The 14,545-nt window shown below is 38.7% G+C and carries 15 protein-coding genes and 2 pseudogenes; 11 read left to right on the forward strand and 6 right to left on the reverse strand.

The genetic code is table 11. The features are described from left to right. Positions 1-169: 169 nt before the first annotated feature. The 8 genes from ACZ07B_RS04505 (at position 170) to ACZ07B_RS04540 (ending at position 8,080) form a co-directional block, all read left to right on the forward strand. A complete protein-coding gene (locus tag ACZ07B_RS04505; RefSeq protein ID WP_464876958.1) occupies positions 170-1,474 on the forward strand; it encodes an ABC transporter substrate-binding protein in 1,305 nt (434 codons plus the stop codon). Positions 1,475-1,486: 12 nt separating this feature from the next. Continuing rightward, complete coding sequence (locus ACZ07B_RS04510) at positions 1,487-2,425, forward strand: carbohydrate ABC transporter permease (protein WP_101169747.1); 939 nt, start codon at positions 1,487-1,489, stop codon at positions 2,423-2,425. Beyond that, positions 2,422-3,270: a carbohydrate ABC transporter permease gene (locus ACZ07B_RS04515; RefSeq protein ID WP_124058725.1), complete on the forward strand. Its 849-nt coding sequence runs from the start codon at positions 2,422-2,424 to the stop codon at positions 3,268-3,270. The genes ACZ07B_RS04510 and ACZ07B_RS04515 overlap by 4 nt, the downstream gene beginning before the upstream one ends. Positions 3,271-3,302: 32 nt before the next feature. After that, a complete protein-coding gene (locus ACZ07B_RS04520) occupies positions 3,303-4,559 on the forward strand; it encodes an MFS transporter (protein WP_124058726.1) in 1,257 nt (418 codons plus the stop codon). Continuing rightward, positions 4,552-6,051 carry a glycoside hydrolase family 32 protein gene (locus tag ACZ07B_RS04525; protein ID WP_464876959.1) on the forward strand — a complete coding sequence of 500 codons (1,500 nt, stop codon included), beginning with the start codon at positions 4,552-4,554 and terminating at the stop codon, positions 6,049-6,051. The genes ACZ07B_RS04520 and ACZ07B_RS04525 overlap by 8 nt, the downstream gene beginning before the upstream one ends. Next, positions 6,026-7,018, forward strand: coding sequence for a carbohydrate kinase family protein (locus ACZ07B_RS04530; protein WP_327826454.1), 993 nt, complete (start codon positions 6,026-6,028; stop codon positions 7,016-7,018). The genes ACZ07B_RS04525 and ACZ07B_RS04530 overlap by 26 nt, the downstream gene beginning before the upstream one ends. 74 nt (positions 7,019-7,092) lie before the next feature. Continuing rightward, on the forward strand, positions 7,093-7,653 hold the full coding sequence (locus tag ACZ07B_RS04535) for a sugar O-acetyltransferase (protein ID WP_130572615.1): 561 nt from the start codon (positions 7,093-7,095) through the stop codon (positions 7,651-7,653). 229 nt (positions 7,654-7,882) lie between these two features. Beyond that, on the forward strand, positions 7,883-8,080 hold the full coding sequence (locus ACZ07B_RS04540) for a hypothetical protein (protein ID WP_435781893.1): 198 nt from the start codon (positions 7,883-7,885) through the stop codon (positions 8,078-8,080). Here the strand turns inward: ACZ07B_RS04540 and ACZ07B_RS04545 are convergent. The 4 genes and pseudogenes from ACZ07B_RS04545 to ACZ07B_RS04560 all read right to left on the reverse strand — a co-directional run. Next, on the reverse strand, positions 8,051-8,614 hold the full coding sequence (locus tag ACZ07B_RS04545) for a cysteine hydrolase family protein (protein ID WP_464876960.1): 564 nt from the start codon (positions 8,612-8,614) through the stop codon (positions 8,051-8,053). The genes ACZ07B_RS04540 and ACZ07B_RS04545 overlap by 30 nt on opposite strands. A 230-nt stretch (positions 8,615-8,844) precedes the next feature. Beyond that, positions 8,845-9,216 (reverse strand): DUF2568 domain-containing protein, encoded by a 372-nt coding sequence (locus tag ACZ07B_RS04550; protein ID WP_101169803.1) that lies wholly within the window; start codon positions 9,214-9,216, stop codon positions 8,845-8,847. A 45-nt stretch (positions 9,217-9,261) separates the two neighbouring features. After that, on the reverse strand, positions 9,262-9,417 hold the full coding sequence (locus tag ACZ07B_RS04555; protein WP_014477443.1) for a hypothetical protein: 156 nt from the start codon (positions 9,415-9,417) through the stop codon (positions 9,262-9,264). A gap of 136 nt (positions 9,418-9,553) precedes the next feature. Continuing rightward, positions 9,554-9,695 (reverse strand): annotated as a pseudogene (locus tag ACZ07B_RS04560) (sigma-70 family RNA polymerase sigma factor); the annotation flags it as partial. Between ACZ07B_RS04560 and ACZ07B_RS04565 the strand changes: the two are divergent. Continuing rightward, positions 9,694-9,813: pseudogene (locus tag ACZ07B_RS04565) on the forward strand (TetR-like C-terminal domain-containing protein); the annotation flags it as partial. The pseudogenes ACZ07B_RS04560 and ACZ07B_RS04565 overlap by 2 nt on opposite strands. Positions 9,814-10,043: 230 nt before the next feature. Here the strand turns inward: ACZ07B_RS04565 and ACZ07B_RS04570 are convergent. Together ACZ07B_RS04570 and aadK are read right to left on the reverse strand one after the other, a co-directional pair. After that, positions 10,044-10,547: a DinB family protein gene (locus ACZ07B_RS04570; protein WP_086344116.1), complete on the reverse strand. Its 504-nt coding sequence runs from the start codon at positions 10,545-10,547 to the stop codon at positions 10,044-10,046. A 225-nt stretch (positions 10,548-10,772) separates the two neighbouring features. Then, on the reverse strand, positions 10,773-11,627 hold the full coding sequence (aadK, locus tag ACZ07B_RS04575; protein WP_217019452.1) for an aminoglycoside 6-adenylyltransferase AadK: 855 nt from the start codon (positions 11,625-11,627) through the stop codon (positions 10,773-10,775). A gap of 394 nt (positions 11,628-12,021) precedes the next feature. Here aadK and ACZ07B_RS04580 point away from each other — a divergent pair, with 394 nt between their 5' ends. After that, a complete protein-coding gene (locus ACZ07B_RS04580) occupies positions 12,022-13,065 on the forward strand; it encodes a nitronate monooxygenase (protein WP_167559431.1) in 1,044 nt (347 codons plus the stop codon). Between the two features lie 348 nt (positions 13,066-13,413). Further along, positions 13,414-14,217: a glutamate racemase gene (gene murI, locus ACZ07B_RS04585; RefSeq protein ID WP_217019451.1), complete on the forward strand. Its 804-nt coding sequence runs from the start codon at positions 13,414-13,416 to the stop codon at positions 14,215-14,217. Positions 14,218-14,545 lie beyond the last annotated feature (328 nt).

Consider the following 14,545-nt stretch of genomic DNA (forward strand, 5'->3'; position numbering starts at 1 on the left):
AGCCTGACATGTGCAAGGATTTTCCATAGTTCGTAGTATATACTCAAGTTCGTTCTTTAAATTTAGAATTATGCATAAATTTATGTCAACCGGTTGACATAAGAAACCGGTTGACATACAATTCTTCTTGAAAGCGCTTTTACATTTTTGTGCAAAAGGAGGGAAATTAATGAATATGAAAAGGTTGATGTTAGGAAGTTTGTCGTTGCTGCTCATGTTTGCAGTCTGGGGTTGTAACAAAAGCGAAAGCGCAAATAGCAGCGTAAAGAAAACGGTTACAATGTGGGTGCACGTATCGGATGATAATGAGGAAGGAAAGGTTTATCAAAAGCGGGTGGATGCTTTTAATAAAAAGTACGCTTCAGAAAATGTCGAGGCGAAAATTGAATTCATTCCCCGAAGCGGCAACGGTGGAGGTTATGAAGACAAAGTGAATGCGGCACTAACAACGAACACCCTGCCTGATGTCATCACTTTGGACGGACCAAATACTGCGGCTTATGCGAAATCTGGCGTTATTGCACCTTTGGATGAGTTTATTAAAGACCAGGATGATTTATTGCCAAGTATTAAGCAGCAAGGCACCTACCAAGGGAAACTGTATGCCATCGGCGTCAGTGAATCGTCGGTCGGCATCTACTATAACAAAAAAATGCTTAAGGATGCCGGGGTTGATTTGAAAACGCTGCCAACAGTGAAAGATCCTTGGACATGGAAAGAATTTCTTGAGCTTTGCGAAAAGCTGAAAAATAAATACGATAAACCAGCCATCGATATGCAATTACAGTCAAAAGACGAAATATTGTCTTATGCGCTCTTACCGTTTGTTTGGTCAGCTGGTGGGGATATTCTTTCAGAAAACGGGAAGAAAGCGGATGGCGTCTTTAACAAAAAACCAACAGTTGAAGCGATGACGTTTATACAAACGATGCTTAAAGAAGGCTATACAACACGTACTCCTGTCAAACAAGCGTTTGAAACGGAGAAATACCCGATGAAGATGAGCGGTGTGTGGACAATAACCGATATGAAAACAAACTTTTCTAATGTCGATTATGGAGTAATGCCATATCCTGTATCGCCAAAAACCAAAAAGCTTGTCTCTCCTTCAGGAAGCTGGCAGTTCGCAATGACACAAGCGTCTGAAAATAAAGAATGGGCAGCAAAATTAGTAGATTGGATGACTAATAAGGAATCCAATATCGAATTGAGCCGATCAATCGCCGCCCTGCCTGTACGTTATTCTTCAGAGAAAGTGCTGACAAAAGAATTTTCTGATGAGATGAATGTCTTTATGCAGCAGCTGAAAGAAACAGGCCATGCACGTCCGGTGACACCGGCATATCCGCAGGTAACTCGAGCATTTCAACAAACAATCGATGATATTAGCTTTTATGATCAAAATCAGGATATTCAAAAAGTGCTGGATACACGTGTAAAAGAAATGCAATCTGCCATCGATAAGGCAAACTAGCAGGTGGACGCCATGAATAAAACAATATTGAAAGAGACTAGACCGGCCTTGCCAATAGAAAGAAAGACAGTGAATAAAATACGCTGGCGGGAAAACGCAGTCGCATATATGTTCTTAGGACCGGCGTTGCTTATTTTATTAATGTTTCTTGTGATTCCTTCTATCATGGCTGTGTACTACGCATTTACAGATTACTATTTGTTGACGCCTGATTTGCGTAAGTTTATTGGCTTTGATAATTTCATCAAACTTTTTCAGGACCCAATATTCTTAAAAAGTTTGGGCAACACCATAAAATTTGTTGTCTTATTGATACCGTTACAGATCGGGGCAGCACTTGGGCTTGCCCTCCTATTGAATAAAAAGCGCAAAGCCAACGCATTTTTCAAAGTCGCATACTTTAGTCCTGTCGTCATGTCACTGGTTGTCATCTCCGTTTTGTGGATGTACTTGCTGAATCCGAATGAAGGTATGATAAATAATATATTGGCGCACTTCGGTCTATCACCACAGCCTTTCTTGACGAGCCCTAAGCAAGCAATCTTTACGATCGTTGTCGTTTCCGCTTGGCAGGGAGCAGGTTTTCAGATGCTCATTTTTTTAGCTGGTTTGCAAAACATTCCCGAGGATGTCTACGAGGCGGCACAATTAGATGGTATGAATAAATGGCAGCGTTTTATTTACATTACATTACCATTGTTAAAACCGACATCTGTTTTTATCTTTATCACAACGCTGATCAGCGCGTTTAAACTCCTTGTTCAGCCCATGGTCATGACCCAGGGCGGACCAGTCAATTCAACGATGACCGTTGTCTATTATATTTATCAAACTGGATTTACCGATCGGATGGTCGGATATGCAAGCTCGATCGCGCTCTTGTTTGGAACGATTATTGGATTGGTGACACTCGCACAACGCAAGCTGGTTAAGGAGGATGAAGACCATTGAGACGTAAGTTCGGGCCTTTGACAATTCTGGAGTATACGTGTCTTGCTTTGCTGGCCGTTCTATTTATCTTTCCGCTAATTTGGATGATTGCATCTTCCATGAAACCGGAAGCGGAAATTTACAACAATATGAACAGCTTTAAAGCATTTCTGCCCTCTCTTCATCTGGCAGAATGGTTTTCGTCCTATAGGGAAGTGCTGACTCGGTTTGATTTGCTTATGTATATTGGTAACAGTCTTTTTTATGGTTTGTGCGTAGCAGTTGGATCTGTTGTGATTAACGGAATGGCAGGGTTTGCATTCGCCAAGCTGCAATTTTCAGGGAAAAAGATGCTCTTTGGCATTTTGTTGGCGCTTTTAATTGTGCCGTTTGAAACGATTTTAATCTCACAGTTTACAATTATTCATAAAATCGGTCTGGTCGATACACGCCTTGCCGTTATTTTGCCGGCATTAGCGGGGGCATTCAATATTTATCTGTTCCGAAACTTTTTCATGGCAATTCCGGAGGAAATGATTGAATCGGCCAAGCTTGACGGGGCAAATACATGGCAAATCTTCTGGCGGATTATGATACCGATGTCTAAACCAGCTGTAGCAACTGTCGGAACCTTAGCCTTTATCGGCAGCTGGAATGATTATATTTGGCCGCTAATGGTTTTGACGGATAAGTCGAAATTTCCGATTCAAGTTGCGATTACAGCTATCAACAGCACAGAGCCTGTCTACACAAATCAAGTTATGGCTGTCTTGACGATTTCCACCATCCCATTGATCTTGATTTATATTGTGGCTCAGCGCTACATTTTGGAAGGTCTTAGCGGTTCAGGAACAGGTATTAAGTAGATATCAATGTTGGGTTAAAAGGAGCTGTAGAAATGAAAGGCTCAAAAAGTCTGTATTGGAAACTGAGCGCTTATCTCTTCTTTTTCTTTTTTACCTGGTCTTCCAGCTACTCTTTGTTTGCGATTTGGTTGGGACAGGAAGTCAAATTGAATGGATCGGCGACTGGGATCATCTTTTCTGTAAACGCTATCTTTACTTTATGCATGCAGCCTTTATATGGCTTTATCTCTGATAAACTTGGGCTGAAGAAAAACATATTATTTATGATTAGTATACTTATTGTTTTTACCGGGCCGTTTTATATCTTTATCTACGGGCCGCTTTTACAATATGATGTCTTCCTCGGCGCCATTGTCGGTGGTATTTATTTAGGAACTGCTTTTCTTGCGGGAGTTGGCGCTATTGAAACCTATATTGAAAAGGTCAGCCGAAAATATCAGTTCGAATACGGCAAGACAAGGATGTGGGGTTCACTTGGCTGGGCGGCAGCAACTTTTTTTGCAGGACAGCTGTTCAATATCAATCCGAATATCAATTTCTGGATTGCCTCCCTTTCAGCAGTCATATTGGTGGCCATTATTATGTCCATAAAAATTGAGATGACAGATTATGATAAGGAAAGAGCGGATTCGATCCGATTAAAAGACGTAGGAGGACTTTTTCTATTAAAAGACTTTTGGTTTTTAATGTTGTACGTAATCGGAGTGACATGTGTGTACGGCGTCTATGATCAGCAATTCCCGATTTACTACGCTTCTTTATTTCCCACTTCAGCTATGGGGAATCAAATATATGGATATTTAAACTCATTTCAAGTATTTATTGAAGCGGGCATGTTGTTCTTAGCCCCCTTTATTGTTAATAGACTCGGTCCTAAAAAAAGCTTGATTCTCGCGGGGCTTTTAATGTCTTTCCGTATTATTGGGTCTGGAATTGTCATCGGGCCGTTCGGAATTTCGTCGATGAAACTTATTCATGCTTTAGAATTGCCAATCATGCTGATTGCGATTTTCAAATATTTAGCCGCGAATTTTGATACACGGCTTTCATCAGTTCTTTACCTTGTCGGCTTTCAATTTGCATCTCAAGTTGGTACATCGATTTTCTCCCCGATTGCGGGAGGTTTATACGATAGTATAGGTTTCCGTCACACTTATCTTTTCATGGGAACCCTGGCTTTGTGCTTCACAATTATTTCAATTTTCACTTTATTAGATTCGAAGAAAGGTGTTGCGTATACTCAGCCTTTTCGAAAAAACAGATATAGAGAGGATGTCACAAATGGATAGAATCAAACAGGCAGAGGAAGCGTTGAAAAAAGCGGAGGAAAAGATGAACACACGTTATCGATTAGGGTACCATATTATGCCTCGGGCAAACTGGATAAATGACCCGAACGGGCTTATACACTATAAAGGAGAATACCATGTCTTTTATCAGCATCATCCGTATGATGAGAATTGGGCACAAATGCATTGGGGCCATGTAAAAAGCAAAGATCTCATTCATTGGGAACATCTCCCGGTCGCTTTAGCCCCTGGTGACTCTTTTGATAAAAGCGGCTGTTTCTCAGGAAGCGCGGTAGATTATAATGGAAAACTTGCTTTAATTTATACAGGGCATAATGTGATAGATCAAGAGAAGGACATTTTCTATCAAAATCAAAATATCGCTGTCAGTCAAGATGGGATCGTGTTTGAAAAGCTTCAGGAAAACCCTGTCATCGCGAAACCGCCGGAAGACAGCTCCCGCCATTTCCGCGATCCTAAAGTATGGAAGCATCGGGACAGCTGGTATATGGTAGTCGGTAATTCAACGAAAGAAAACGTCGGGCGAGTTATTTTATACCGCTCGCCTAATTTGCGAGATTGGGAATACAAAGGTGTTCTTGCCCAAAGTGATGGAAATCTCGGCTATATGTGGGAATGTCCTGACTTCTTCAAATTGGGCGACAAACATGTCTTGCTGATTTCTCCTCAAGGCATTGAAGCAGACGGTGATTTATATAAGAATTTACATCAAACCGGTTATTTAATTGGAGAATATGATGATGAAACAAACGAATTTGTGTACGGTGCTTTTACAGAGCTGGATTACGGCCATGACTTTTATGCTGTACAAACGTTATTAGACGATAAAGGACGCAGAATTGCCATAGGCTGGATGGATATGTGGGAGTCTGAGATGCCGACAAAAGCCGATGGATGGTGCGGTGCTTTGACATTGCCGAGAGAATTAACATTGCGGAAGGATCATAAAATTTTAATGAATCCTGTGGAAGAAACTAAGTTGTTGCGAAAATCAAAACATCTGGATTGTGCTAATCAGTTGATTTCAGGGGGTTACCTGGCAAAAACAGCCGAAGAGCTTCTTGAAATTCAAGTCGTATATGACTTAAGAGATTGCAGTGCCGAATCAGTAGGTTTGAAGATTCGCGGCCTTGAAGAAGAAGAAACAGCTATCAAATACAGCATAACTGATCAAAAGCTCTTACTCGATTGTTCTAAAATGGGGAAATCGCGAGACAGTGTGAGAAATGCGCCGCTAGAAGCAAATGGAAAGCTGACACTGCGTATATTTATTGACAGATCCTCGATAGAAGTATTCGCAAACCATGGAGAAATAACGATGACTAGCCGCATTTATCCGAAAAAAAATCGATTGGGAATTGAGCTTTTTTCTGAGAAAGGCGTTGTAAGGGTTGAGGAATTCACTTATTGGACTTTAAAAGACATCTGGAAGGAAGATGAATCACTTGAAAAAAATATTTTGCATCGGTGAAACACTGGTTGATTTCATTCCAGTCCAAAAAGAAAAGGCTTTACAAGATGTCACTACCTTTGAGCGCGTTGCCGGCGGTGCGCCAATGAATGCGGCAATCGCAGCTGCAAAATACGGCGCGCATGCCGTCATGCTGACGAAGATTGCTAACGATCATTTCGGGGATTATATAGTTGGCGTACTTAAAGAAAATGGCGTAGATACCTCTTATATTATTCAAAGCGATGAAGGTGAAACCGGATTGGCATTTGTATCTGTAGACAAGTCTGGGGAAAGGAGTTTCCATTTTTATCAAAAAAATGCCGCCGATTTGCTGCTTTCACCGGATGAATTGATGTCAGAAAGGTTTAATCAAGGAGATATGCTTCACTTTTGTTCAATCGATTTAGTTGACAGTACAATGAAACAAGCCCATATCAAAGTTATTGAGGACTTTCAAAGAATAGGTGGAATCATAAGCTTTGACCCCAATATCAGGCTTCCTTTATGGCCTGATGAGGCAAGCTGCCGTGAAACGATTCAGAGGTTTCTGCCTCTTGCGGATATCGTAAAAGTGTCTAATGAGGAGCTGCAGTTTATCACAAACATTGATAACGAACAAGAAGCGGTCACATCGCTTTTCACCGGACTTGTTAACGTCGTTGTTCTGACAAAAGGTAACAACGGTGCGGCGATTTATTTAAAAAATGGCGAGTCGCACAAACATAAAGGGTTTAAAGTCGCTGTTTCGGATACAACCGGTGCGGGTGATGCCTTTATCGGCGGTTTTTTATCTGAATTGATGTCAATCGGCATATCAAAGGAGACGCTATGCGAACAAATAAGTAAACATCACCGACGCTTGCTCACGTTTGCAAATGCAAGCGGGGCTCTCACTGCTTCTGTAAAAGGAGCAATTCACGCTGCACCGGGCAGACAGCATGTACTGAACTTTATTTCTGCTAGGAAGGAAATCCAAGAGAAATAAGAACTTAGAAATAATCCACTCATATTACTATCTCTTGCAAGTACCAACTTTTAAACATAACAAGGATGATATTAATGATAAAAGAAAAAGAGAAAATGTTAGCCGGAGATTTATATGATCCGTCGGACTCCGAGTTAGCAAAAGACAGACAAACAGCAAGACAACTTGTTAGAATTTACAATCAAACTACAGAAACTGAAATAGTTAAACGGGTTAATTTATTGAAAAAGTTACTTGGTTCATCTGGAGAAAACGTATATATGGAACCCAATATTAGGTTCGACTATGGGTATAACACTTATGTAGGTGATAACTTTTTCGCAAATTTTGATTGTACAATTTTAGATGTATGTGAAGTGCGATTTGGTGACAATTGTATGCTTGGCCCTAGTGTACAAATCTATACGGCAACACACCCTCTTCATCCAACCGAACGCAATTCAGGGTTAGAATATGGAAAACCCATTACTTTTGGAAATAATGTATGGATCGGAGGAAGCTCAGTCATTAATCCAGGAGTTACGATAGGTAACAATGTGGTTATTGCTGCTGGTGCTGTTGTTACTAAAAATGTGCCAGATAATGTTATAGTTGGGGGCAATCCAGCTAAATTAATTAAACATCTCGAAATATAATACACTAGCGTTTTGATCCACAAAATAGTTTGATTCTTAAATCAGTAAGGCTTTATTTTGTTTCATCAGCTGAAACCATCATAAAAAGACTGTAAAAATGGACCTAAAATGAGGTAACTGAATGTACCTCTCCTCTCCCCTTCTTCTACAGAAGGGGTTTAATTGTCAGCCGTCCCATATAACTTAATGAATCACGTTTTCAATGACACAACAAAGGCGAAGGGCAGGCATGGGTGCCTTTGTTATGTGGAAGTGCGGTTTGGAAGAAATTGAGATTTCAGCCGAGGTGCTGCCTGTGATTAATAGTTCTATTGAGCAAGTAAAGCATGAAATCGAATTAAAGCGCCCTTCCTATTGGAAAGACGCCTGCCGTTTTACTGTGCCAAAATGTTTTTCATCAGTGAGTTTTTATAAAATCATTTATTAATTGATCAGTTGTCAATATTGTGGCAAATTCATCATGCAATGTAGCTAGAGATATATTATGAATAGTCGCCGCATCATAATATGTATCATTTTGGTCTCTCATTCCGAAGGCTGCTGTTGCATCTGAAATCAGGTATGTATCAAACCCTAAATTACCACTCATTCTTGTGGTGGTTGATACACAGTGAGGCGTGGTTAAACCAGTTATGACTACAGTGGTTATTTCATTTAATTTTAAGAATTCTTCTAAATTCGTACCAATAAAGCTGCTATTTACTGTCTTGGTTATAATGACTTCTTCATCCATAGGCTTAACTATTTCCTTTATCGCAAACCCTTCATTCTTTGGATGGAATAAAGAATGAGGTTTATCAGAAGTGTGTTGTATGTATATGACTGTCCATCCTTTTTCTCTCCATAATTTTAGTATATTACTAATGTTTTCTTCCGCCTTTACGTTATTCCGTTCCCCCCATTTTTTATCATCGAAGGCTTTTTGTACATCCACAATGATTAAAGCTTTCTTTTCTTCCACAAGATACCCTCCTACGTAGAATTTCTATTTATTACTACATTCTAAATACAAATTTTACTTTTGTACAATTGTTTAATGATGAATTTCAAATGAGCGCCTTCTTTATTGGAAAATGCGTTCTAAACTGCAACTGTGCCCAAGCCGTTAACCTTCAATAATCTAATCTGAGAATCACTGGCTCTACAGAGAATGATAAAAAGCACTCAAATAACGAGTGCCGAAATTAAAAACTATTGATTTAGAAGCCATTTGATACGCTCAGCTGAAAAGATGTAGTGGAGTATTATTAGACATAAAAAGACAATACCAACTGGTTTTAAATGACTAAAATAAAGCGCTGCAACAGCCATTGCAAAGATCAATAATTCAATAACTAACCTTGTTACCCCGTTTACAGCTATTACAGTTTGTCCGCTTCGACTAGGATCATGAGGTACTGCAAATACAGACCAGACAATCATAACTGCAATAGGTAAAACCAAAGTTAAAACATATTTAAAATAACCATTAAAGCTTATCCAAGCAAACACCCCTAAGGAGATTAGTGCAGCCATTTCAAGGGTGAATCTTAAAAGTAAATTAGTCTGATTCAGTTTTTTCAACTCCTCTATAAAAAACACCCCCGTAGGAGATGCTCTTTCTCTGCTTTATTTCAGCGTATAAAAACTTTTCTGTTCTTCCTCTTTAGATTCTATTGTAGTTTTCGGCGAGATTACCTCTACTTTTGAAGAGATGATACCGACTGCTGCTGTGACCAATGCTCCGATTAATAGAACGATGATAAGTATAATGAAATATGACAACTTTTCCCCTCCTATCCAGTTAATTATCCAAATAATCAGGAAGTTGTCTACAATTTGCAGAATTTGTCGAACGAAGTAAAGAATATACCTTGGAGGCTTTACTCATTGTATGAATTACAGTAAATAAATTGCCTTCCCTTTTGAGAAGACGTTCCTCTCTTATATCCATTTGTTGCAACTTAGCTAGACTCTTCCAATAGGCTTCCTTTTGGCGCAGCTGCTTCTAGTCCAAATTGAGCAACACCTGAATGTTTCATTGGAATTTCTGAGCCATAGATCGAATTTGTTGCAAATGCATACGTAGGAGTAGTCGAATGGTGGTTGAAGAATGCAATGCCTTACCCACCTCGAGTGATGGCAGAAAAAGCGGGGGTTTTGTTAGAGAGGAATCTATAGATATGTGTATCTAGAAGATTAGACAGCATTAAAAATTATACTTACATCGTTGGGAATAGGCCAACAATAAAGCAGAAGAACGTTGTCATTTGAAGTGTTTGGAATAAAAATGATTCGAATATGTTCTTATCATTGGTAAACGAACAAAAAAAGAACATGTTTTGAAAAAAGATAGATCAAAACATCTTCTTATATGTTGTCATAGCGTAGCTTTTTTATAAAAAGGTTGATTACATTTTCGGGGCTTCCAAACCAAATTTTACCCATTCTTCTTTTGCTGGACCATAAATACCTGGAACAGTTAAACCTGCTTGTCTCATAAGAACAGTCATTTGTCCCCGATGGTGATTTTGATGTTGAATCAAAAACATCAAAAGTGAACCGTTAGGCAATTGTTGTCCGATAAAGTTGATACGTTCTTGAAGTGTATGGTCAGTCCATTGGGTTTTTAATGCCTGTACAAATGCATTACTGGCTTGATGATAGCTGTCAGCTATAAACTGAGCCGAAGTTGGAACAGGATAATCTTCAGCTGGGGCATGGAACGTTAAGTCTGTGTTTGAGGTAATGATGCGAATGGCAGCAACAGTATGCCAAGCAATACGGCCCAGAGTCCAATTTTGTGAAGTTATTTCTTGTTTAAGTGATTCATCAGTTAGACTATTTAATAGTTTCTGTGTAGCATCTGCTTCGAACTCCCAAGATTTCAAAAAATGGTCTAAGGTTTGGAACACAAAAATCCTCCTTTACATTCTTTTATTTTTTTAATGTGCCTATAGGTTAATTATAATGCTTCGTTTCGTTAAAAAGAACAAAAATTTCGGACAAGAATAATCATAGTAAAATGCGTAGACATTCTTAAACGTAACGATTTACGCATCTTTTTACAAACATCTGACTACTTGGTCTCCATTGTCAGCGAGAATCAAATATCATATGAAGACAATCCTATATTCTTATCACTTTACTGAGCAATAAATACCTTCCGTATACTTAGTGATACCTTCATCGTAATCAGGATACTTATATGCAAGACCTTCTGATACAGCTTTTGAATACTTTCTAAATAATGCATAGCAAATAAATAAAGACTTCCACATTTCCTGATACCCATTCACAGAATATGTAGACATGAGTTCCTCCCATTCTTTATTTGAAAGGTACCGTTTCATAAATTTATAGTTCTTCCCCATACTAAATGAATACCCTTTCTGAGATGCGATATGCCAGGCCATCATTCTCAGTAAATTAGGACGTACAATTTCATTTAAATGGTCAATGGCAAAAAGGATTTCATTTCTTGCTAATCCTTTTACTACGTAAGTCGAAACCATCCAGAACTCATTACAGCAATCATCAAATTCCCTTGCAGTCGGCTTTTTCATCCAGTATTGGCGATCATTTGGGGTCACTTTATAGTTGATGAACGAATCCTTATCGAGCAAGACCTTAACCAAACCATCGTTATTAGCAAAATAATCTTCTGCTTCACGAATTGGAATAAGGGTTAGATCTAATTTGTTGCCATCCTCAAAAAGAATAATGTATGAGAACCAATTACCTAATTCGGGAGGAAAAAGCTCCATATCTTCTGGTTTTTGCATCATAATGCGCTTCCCAAAGATTTCGAGCCACTGATCATTTTCTTTAAAAGATTCTACATCAGTTACAAAATACGAGATGTCATAATCTTGGAAGTTGTCAGGAGGGATATTTCTGTTTGTACGTGACCCTTCCAAAGTGACCAATCGGATTCTCTCATCGTTCAAAGCAAAGTCCAAAAAAATGTCCATCATTTCCTGTTCACTTCGCATTACATGTTCCTCCGTTTCAGCCTTAATATCTAACTATAAAACCGAATATTGATCTAGATTTTTCTACTCTTGAATGTGATGTATTCTTCTAAGCTTTATTTTACATGAAGTTCTCCTATATATCATTCAAAGTTACGATGCAAGACATCTCAAAATCAGATATCAACTATGAAGGACTTCATGAATATTCAGTTGTTACAGGTTTTTTTGTAGAGCCGCCATGGGACGACACTATCTTTGACACACTTTAATCCCCCTGCTTTATCGACATGTTAACTAGTATGAGAGATTGACAAAAAGAAGGAAAACGATATATTTAAGCGAATACGAGTTTTTGAGTAAACTTAAAAATGACACTTTTTTCAAAAATCATGTCTTAACGGGGGGATTCGGTATGAATGAATTTATGAAGAAGTTTTCCTTAACAAAACCGATTATTCAAGCTCCAATGGCTGGCGGTATTACAAAGCCCCGACTTGCATCTGCAGTTTCGAATCAAGGTGCTCTTGGCAGCTTAGCATCGGGGTATCTTACGCCAGACCTACTAGAACAACAGATAAAAGATATGTTTGAGCTGACAGACGCTCCTTTTCAAATTAATGTGTTTGTTCCGCTAGGTCTAGAGATGCCGCCAAAAGATCAGATTAAAAAGTGGAAAGAAAACATACCGTTAGCTAATCAAGTAAATCAATTCACATCTGTACAAGAAGAGTGGGATGACTTCTATCAAAAAATTGATCTAATTTTAAAATATAAGGTTAAGGCTTGCTCATTCACTTTTGATCTGCCGCCTGAAGACGCAGTAAAGGAGCTAAAAACCGCTGGATGCTGTTTAATAGGAACCGCTTCAACAGTAGAAGAAGCATTGTTAATGGAAGAACGGGGAATGGATATAGTAGTCCTTCAAGGAAGTGAAGCCGGTGGACATCGCGGAGCATTCTTACCTTCCAAAGGTGAATCTGCCGTAGGTTTAATGGCTCTGATTCCACAAGCAGCAGATGCACTGAGCGTACCTGTCATAGCTGCTGGGGGAATGATAGACCACAGAGGAGTAAAAGCAGCTTTAACCCTTGGAGCCCAAGGAGTTCAAATCGGTTCTGCCTTTTTAATTTGTCACGAGAGTAACGCACATCCAGTACATAAACAGAAAATACTAGAAGCAAACGAAGCAGATACAAAGCTTACGACATTATTTTCAGGTAAAGAGGCCAGAGGAATCGTAAATAAATGGATGGAAGAAAAAGAACAGTTTGAGACACAAACCCTTCCGTACCCTTATCAAAATACACTAACGAAGGCAATGAGACAGCAGGCTTCACTTCAAAATAACCATGATCAGATGTCTTTATGGGCAGGTCAAGGGATACGGTCATTGACTGAGGAAATTTCGGTTAAGCAGCTTTTAAATCAGCTTTGCCAAGAGGATATAAAAATATAGGCGCACCTCATTGATAGAGCAAAAAGCAAACTTTGACAGGCAGTTTGCTTTTTTTTCGTAATTTCATCCACTGACTCTGGAAATCTAAATACTCCTACATTTTCAAAGCTAATTTGAATCGGGTTATCAATCATCACATTGATACGATACGGTCTTGATAATTTCACCACAACCACAATACATTACCAACATTTCGATCTTATCTCCCCTTCTCCAGTTTTGCTCCCTATTCGAATAATCGATAGCTCCCATATTAAATTTGAATAGTAAAATGGTTCTTTTTCGTTTGATTCAGATGATATAAAGTCATATGATAAAAAAAGAATGAGACAGAAAGCGTGAGAAGTGATGAAAATAGGATTTTTTGATTCAGGAATTGGTGGCATGACTGTATTGTATGAGGCCATAAAAGTTCTTCCTTATGAAGATTACATTTTTTATGCAGATACGTTAAACGTTCCATACGGTGAAAAATCAAAGGGTAAAGTTAAAGAATATATTTTCAATGCAGCTAAATTTCTGGCCAGTCAAAATATCAAAGCTCTTGTTATTGCGTGTAATACAGCTACTAGCATTGCGATAGAGGATCTTCGGAGAAACTTCGACTTTCCGATAATCGGAATCGAACCCGCTGTAAAGCCTGCTATAAATAAATGTACAGAGGAAAGAAAAAGAGTTCTGGTAGTTGCTACTAATTTGACGCTTAAAGAAGAGAAATTTCATAATCTAGTTAAAGAAATTGATCACCATGACCTTGTTGATTGCTTAGCTCTTCCAGGACTAGTTGAATTTGCTGAGAACTTTGATTTTAGTGAAGACAAAATCATTAAATATCTAAAGAACGAACTATCTTCTTTTGATTTGAAACAATACGGAACGATTGTGTTAGGATGCACTCATTTTCCGTTTTTCAAAAACAGTTTTGAAAAACTGTTTGGGATAAAAGTTGATATGATTTCAGGCAGTGTCGGTACTGCAAAACAGTTGAAAAAAGTTCTTGCAGATCGTAACCGGCTTGGTAAAGGATCGGGCTCAATCACCTTTTTCAATTCAGGCCAGAAAATTGTGGACCAAGAAATCATATCAAAGTACAAAAAATTGTTTGAAATATTAGATGAAACTCAAAGGAGTCATGTTGAGCATGGAATGTAAGGGGCTCTGGTTATAAACAATTTTTCAGTAAATTTATAAAAGGGAGAAGTATGAATTCGGGTTTGTTATCCAATGTAAATGAAAAAGACAGTCTCCTGAAGGGAAACATGAACTAAGAAGCGGGTTGAAAAAGCCCACTTCTTTTCTAACAAACAATTGAGTTATGCACACATATCTGATTACAGTGTTTTCGCTCTTTCCCCTCTTATTTCTACCCCATCTCTATAGCTTTTCTATTACAATAAAGCACAAGTATCGATTGAAAAGTTATCGTAACATGTACACTTCACAGGACATTTTTCGAGATTGCGAATCGACCGTTTGCCAG

It is taken from the genome of Bacillus sp. 9.4 (assembly GCF_055486415.1).

Bases quoted from the DNA above. Each gene is read 5' to 3' on its own strand.
- ACZ07B_RS04580 (WP_167559431.1), top strand. From the start codon at position 12,022: ATGAATGAATTTATGAAGAAGTTTTCCTTAACAAAACCGATTATTCAA.
- ACZ07B_RS04510 (WP_101169747.1), top strand. From the start codon at position 1,487: ATGAATAAAACAATATTGAAAGAGACTAGACCGGCCTTGCCAATAGAA.
- ACZ07B_RS04525 (WP_464876959.1), top strand. From the start codon at position 4,552: ATGGATAGAATCAAACAGGCAGAGGAAGCGTTGAAAAAAGCGGAGGAA.
- ACZ07B_RS04505 (WP_464876958.1), top strand. From the start codon at position 170: ATGAATATGAAAAGGTTGATGTTAGGAAGTTTGTCGTTGCTGCTCATG.
- ACZ07B_RS04540 (WP_435781893.1), top strand. From the start codon at position 7,883: ATGGGTGCCTTTGTTATGTGGAAGTGCGGTTTGGAAGAAATTGAGATT.
- murI (WP_217019451.1), top strand. From the start codon at position 13,414: ATGAAAATAGGATTTTTTGATTCAGGAATTGGTGGCATGACTGTATTG.
- ACZ07B_RS04535 (WP_130572615.1), top strand. From the start codon at position 7,093: ATGATAAAAGAAAAAGAGAAAATGTTAGCCGGAGATTTATATGATCCG.
- aadK (WP_217019452.1), bottom strand. From the start codon at position 11,627: ATGCGAAGTGAACAGGAAATGATGGACATTTTTTTGGACTTTGCTTTG.
- ACZ07B_RS04520 (WP_124058726.1), top strand. From the start codon at position 3,303: ATGAAAGGCTCAAAAAGTCTGTATTGGAAACTGAGCGCTTATCTCTTC.